At 58.6% G+C, this 5,000-nt stretch carries 2 protein-coding genes, 1 tRNA gene and 2 rRNA genes (1 of these 5 running past the window's edge); 1 reads left to right on the plus strand and 4 read right to left on the minus strand.

Annotated features, from left to right (window positions below; all coding sequences use genetic code 11):
* A partial coding sequence (locus tag EOA85_RS06805) for an N-formylglutamate amidohydrolase (RefSeq protein ID WP_127208833.1) occupies window positions 1-816 on the minus strand: 816 nt, incomplete at its 3' end.
* A 149-nt stretch (window positions 817-965) separates the two neighbouring features.
* Between EOA85_RS06805 and EOA85_RS06810 the strand changes: the two genes are divergently transcribed.
* On the plus strand, window positions 966-1,790 hold the full coding sequence (locus EOA85_RS06810) for a MurR/RpiR family transcriptional regulator (RefSeq protein WP_127208834.1): 825 nt from the start codon (window positions 966-968) through the stop codon (window positions 1,788-1,790).
* A gap of 105 nt (window positions 1,791-1,895) precedes the next feature.
* On the opposite strand, the gene EOA85_RS06815 is transcribed toward EOA85_RS06810, so the two are convergent.
* The 3 genes from EOA85_RS06815 to EOA85_RS06825 all read right to left on the minus strand — a co-directional run.
* Window positions 1,896-1,972 (minus strand) — tRNA-Met (locus EOA85_RS06815).
* 216 nt (window positions 1,973-2,188) lie between these two features.
* Window positions 2,189-2,303: ribosomal RNA gene (rrf, locus tag EOA85_RS06820) — 5S ribosomal RNA — on the minus strand.
* A 226-nt stretch (window positions 2,304-2,529) separates the two neighbouring features.
* A 23S ribosomal RNA gene (locus EOA85_RS06825) occupies window positions 2,530-5,000 on the minus strand; it runs 350 nt beyond the window's last position.

Consider the following 5,000-nt stretch of genomic DNA (forward strand, 5'->3'; position numbering starts at 1 on the left):
GGCAGGGATCGGCCTGCCGCGCCGCGGCAGGGAATCGGGACTCATTAATAGTTCCGGCGTGTGAATGCCAACGAAGATGCCCGTGAGCAGATCCGCCCATTTTCGCTGCCCGGCTTCGTCGGATATTTCGTCGTTGCGGATTTCGATCATCGCGCAGGGTAGCCCCCGCGGACGCGCGTGCCGTTCCAGCGTGAAATAGACGCGGTCGGCCGGCGAATAGGGTTCGTTGATGCCGACCGTGACGCCGGCGAGCCGCTGCAGCGCAGCGACAAGCGGCGCTGCCAGCCGGCGATCCTCGTCATGGATGATGCCGATGTGCCAGGGCCGGCTCATACCTTTGTAGACCGGGGTGAAGGAATGGATTGAAACCAGCCGCGTCTCCAGCCCGCGCGCCAGCCTTTTGTCGATGATACTCGCGACCGCATCATGGAAGGGTTGCCAGGACAGAGCGATGCGCGCGGCGCGCTGCTTTTCCGACAGGCCGGTATTGCCCGGAATGGCCGTGGTCTCGCTGACCGGCGGCACCAGGTCGGGCGCGTCCAGTGGCCGATTGCAGTCGATGACAAGGCGCGAAATGCGGGTCTCGACCAGCGTGGCGTCGAGCGCCTCGGCCATGCGGCGGGCGACCGGGAGCGCGCCCGGGTCCCAGGCGATGTGGCGGGAAAGCTCTCCGGCAGCAAGGCCGAGCGTTCCGAATTCTGGCGGCAGGAAGTTGGAGGCGTGATCGCAGGTCAGCACGAAAGGGCTCGATCCGCCAGGGTTCGTCACCCTCACGGTTTCAGGCGATGCAAGGCTGACGGGCCGTGCTGTCTCCATTGTTGTCAGTCCCCGGGGAGCGCTGTATCGTATATTACGTATTTTGTCTCATTGCGTCCCTGTGGATGATTTCATACAGTTTATCCGGCTTTGTCAAACGCGATTTCGGGTCAAATGCGATTTCGGCAAAACGGCCAGGGTGGGAAAAGATGATTTCGAGCATTGCCGAACTGATCTCGGACCGCATCGGCACGATGCCAGCGGGCGAGCGCCGCGCGGCGCAAACGCTGATCGCCAATTACCCGCTGATCGGCCTGAAGACGGTCGCCGAGTTCTCAGCTGCCGCCGGCGTTTCCTCGCCGACCATCCTGCGTTTCGTCGCCCGGCTCGGCTTGCAGAACTACCCGGAATTTCAGTCGGCGCTGCAGGACGAGCTGGCGGCGCAACTGCAGTCGCCGGCGTCACGGACGCTCAACCCATCGCCGAACGGCGGCGCAGTGTCGCCGATGCTGGAGGCGACGCTCGACAACATGCGCGAGACGTTCAGGCACCTGTCCGACAAACAGCTTGCCGACATCGTCGCAAAGCTTGCCGACCGGCGCGGCAAGACCTTCCTGATCGGTGGCCGCTTCACCGATCCACTGGCGCGCTACATGGCCGCCCACCTCGCCATCATCCAGCCCAATGTCTTTCACCTCGCCGGACAGGAAAGCGTCTGGCGCGACCGGCTGATCGACATGGGAAAGCGGGACGTGCTGGTGATCTTCGACATCAGGCGCTACCAGGACAGCTTGGTCCGTTTCGCCGAGACGGCGCATCAGCGCGGCGTGCAGATCGTGCTGTTCACCGACCAGTGGCTGTCGCCGATCGCCCGTTTCGCCCGCCATGTCATCGCCGGGCGCACCGCCGTGCCCTCGGCCTGGGACTCCTCGGCGGCCCTTTTTGTCGTTGCCGAAACGCTGATCGGCGCCGTCACCCGGCAGCTCGAGGCCGACGGCGCCAAACGCATCCGCGAGCTGGAAAGCCTGCGGTAGGGACGCGGCCTGAATTCGACCGCATGATCACTTCCGTGCCGGAGAAGGCGGCCAGCAGGCCGCAAACGCAAAACGGCCCGCACTGAGGCGGGCCGTTTTGGGTTTTGGTTGCGGGGACAGGATTTGAACCTGTGACCTTCAGGTTATGAGCCTGACGAGCTACCGGGCTGCTCCACCCCGCGTCAACTAGACGGCGAATGCCGGCCGGGCAGCCCGGACTTTTTGTTTTGTCCGTCCTCGAGGCCTTCGGCCTTTTGCGGGCGGACGGGGCGCTGCTCCACCCCGCGTCAACCTTTCAACAACGCCAACTGAAAGGGCCGCTTGCGCGGCCCGAGCTCCCGATTGGCGGGCCTGTTTGTAAGGAGAAGATTTGGATTCTTGCGACGTGCGCTTTGCAGACCTGGCAGCGACCTACTCTCCCGCGTCTTGAGACGAAGTACCATCAGCGCTGGAGCGTTTCACGGCCGAGTTCGGAATGGGATCGGGTGCAGCCGCTCCGCCATAACCACCAGGTCGGCAAAGCGCACGTTGCTCGAGAAGCTGTTTTTTTCGTGCCTGGCATCGCGGTTTTCGGACGCAGTCCGCAAGCGACCGCGCGTCCGAGCCTTTGCGAGGCCCTGCCCGGAGGCGTCGGCGAAGCCGACTGCCGCGAGGGCAAACAACCATCAGGCGACAATCCTTTGGATTGCGCCGACGACAATCCTTTGGATTGCGCTGGTGATGGGCATAAGTAATGAGAACGATCAAGCCGATCGAACTATTAGTACCGGTAAGCTTCAAGCGTTGCCGCTCTTCCACACCCGGCCTATCAACGTGGTCGTCTTCCACGGTTCTCAGGGAATACTCGTTTTAAGGTGGGTTTCCCGCTTAGATGCCTTCAGCGGTTATCCCGTCCGGATATAGCTACCCTGCTATGCGGCTGGCGCCACAACAGGTCCACCAGAGATCCGTCCATCCCGGTCCTCTCGTACTAGGGACAGATCCTTTCAATATTCCTACACCCACGGCAGATAGGGACCGAACTGTCTCACGACGTTCTGAACCCAACTCACGTACCGCTTTAAATGGCGAACAGCCATACCCTTGGGACCTGCTCCAGCCCCAGGATGCGATGAGTCGACATCGAGGTGCCAAACAACCCCGTCGATATGGACTCTTGGGGGTCATCAGCCTGTTATCCCCGGCGTACCTTTTATCCGTTGAGCGATGGCCCTTCCACGCGGGACCACCGGATCACTATGACCGACTTTCGTCTCTGCTCGACTTGTCAGTCTCGCAGTCAGGCAGGCTTATGCCATTGCACTCAGCGAACGATTTCCGACCGTTCTGAGCCCACCATCGCGCGCCTCCGTTACTCTTTAGGAGGCGACCGCCCCAGTCAAACTACCCACCATACATTGTCCCGGACCCGGATAACGGGCCGCGGTTAGACATCCATAGTGATAAGGGTGGTATTTCAAGGGTGGCTCCACCTGAGCTGGCGCCCAGGTTTCAAAGCCTACCACCTATCCTACACATGCCACTACGAATGCCAATGTAAAGCTATAGTAAAGGTGCACGGGGTCTTTCCGTCTAACCGCAGGAACCCCGCATCTTCACGGGGAATTCAATTTCACTGAGTCTATGCTGGAGACAGCGGGGAAGTCGTTACGCCATTCGTGCAGGTCGGAACTTACCCGACAAGGAATTTCGCTACCTTAGGACCGTTATAGTTACGGCCGCCGTTTACTGGGGCTTCGATTCAGAGCTTGCACCCCTCCTCTTAACCTTCCAGCACCGGGCAGGCGTCAGACCCTATACGTCGTCTTGCGACTTCGCAGAGCCCTGTGTTTTTGATAAACAGTCGCTACCCCCTGGTCTGTGCCACCCTCCTCCACTTGCGTGGAAAAGGGTCACGCTTCTTCCGAAGTTACGCGTGCAATTTGCCGAGTTCCTTCAGCATAGTTCTCTCAAGCGCCTTGGTATACTCTACCAGTCCACCAGTGTCGGTTTCGGGTACGGTCTATAAGGAGGAGCTATTTCCTGGAACCACGCAGCAGCCCTTTCAATCCGATAAGATTGGACTACCTCAATGATCCGTCACTTCCTCCAGGCCCACGAATATTAACGTGATTCCCATCGTCTACGCATTTCTGCCTCGACTTAGGGGCCGGCTAACCCTGCTCAGATTAGCTTTAAGCAGGAACCCTTGGACTTTCGGCGGGGGAGTCTCTCACTCCCCTTACGTTACTCATGTCAGCATTCGCACTTCTGATACCTCCACCACCCCTCACGGGTATGGCTTCATCAGCTTACAGAACGCTCCGCTACCGCAGCGTAATCCCGAAGGATTATCGCCACCCTAAGCTTCGGTGTATGGCTTTAGCCCCGTTACATTTTCGGCGCAAAGACCCTTATTTAGACCAGTGAGCTGTTACGCTTTCTTTAAATGATGGCTGCTTCTAAGCCAACATCCTGGTTGTTTTGGGATCCTCACATCCTTTCCCACTTAGCCATAACTTGGGGACCTTAGCTGTAGGTCAGGGTTGTTTCCCTTTTCACGACGGACGTTAGCACCCGCCGTGTGTCTGCCGACTAGTACTCCCAGGTATTCGGAGTTTGGTTAGGTTTGGTAATCCGGTGAGGACCCCTAGCCCATCCAGTGCTCTACCCCCTGGGGTATTCGGTCGACGCTCTACCTAAATAGATTTCGCGGAGAACCAGCTATTTCCGAGTTTGATTGGCCTTTCACCCCTAGCCACAAGTCATCCCGAACTATTGCAACAGTTATGGGTTCGGTCCTCCAGTAAGTGTTACCTTACCTTCAACCTGCTCATGGCTAGATCACTCGGTTTCGGGTCTAATGCGACGAACTGAACGCCCTGTTCAGACTCGCTTTCGCTGCGCCTACACCTAGCGGTTTAAGCTTGCTCGTCACACTAAGTCGCTGACCCATTATACAAAAGGTACGTGGTCACCCTTGCGGGCTCCCACTGTTTGTAGGCAATCGGTTTCAGGTACTCTTTCACTCCCCTTGTCGGGGTGCTTTTCACCTTTCCCTCACGGTACTAGTTCGCTATCGGTCATGCACGAGTACTTAGGCTTGGAGGGTGGTCCCCCCAATTTCAGACAGGATTTCACGTGTCCCGCCTTACTCGAGGACGATGATTTGCATTACGCGTACGGGGCTGTCACCCACTATGGCCCTACTTTCCAGAAGGTTCCGCTTGT

The sequence above is a fragment of the Mesorhizobium sp. M5C.F.Ca.IN.020.29.1.1 genome (assembly GCF_003997375.1).
Classification (GTDB): domain Bacteria; phylum Pseudomonadota; class Alphaproteobacteria; order Rhizobiales; family Rhizobiaceae; genus Mesorhizobium; species Mesorhizobium wenxiniae.

Coding starts and splice junctions, on each gene's coding strand:
- EOA85_RS06810 (WP_127208834.1), top strand. CDS start 966: ATGATTTCGAGCATTGCCGAACTGATCTCGGACCGCATCGGCACGATG.